Below are 276 nucleotides of genomic sequence, written 5' to 3' on the forward strand. Positions count from 1 at the left end.
AAACCAGGGAGTTCATGGCGACCTAATGCGAGTTTTTCTTGGTCGAGACTGTTCAAGTACTCAAGCACGTTTTGAATAACGACAGGGTACGACTTACTGATCTGCGTAGGTTGAGTATTTCCGACTAACATAAAAATTCTCTTTAAATATAAACAGCTTAATAAAGCCGATGCTTTAAATTAATGGGCACCAAATAGATCTTGCAAAAGCGTCGCTAGCCCTGTCTTATCATCATTGTTTTTAGGCGTGATCAGGTTGGCTGAGCTTTTTACGGTG

Annotated in this window: 1 pseudogene; it reads right to left on the reverse strand. The window is 40.6% G+C overall.

Annotation, left to right across the window (positions count from 1 at the left end):
• Positions 1–131 (reverse strand): annotated as a pseudogene (locus AB4512_RS25245) (YhcH/YjgK/YiaL family protein); the annotation flags it as partial.
• Between the last annotated feature and the right edge of the window lie 145 nt (positions 132–276).

The organism is Vibrio sp. 10N.222.52.B7 (assembly GCF_041474275.1).
Classification (GTDB): Bacteria; Pseudomonadota; Gammaproteobacteria; order Enterobacterales; family Vibrionaceae; genus Vibrio; species Vibrio crassostreae_C.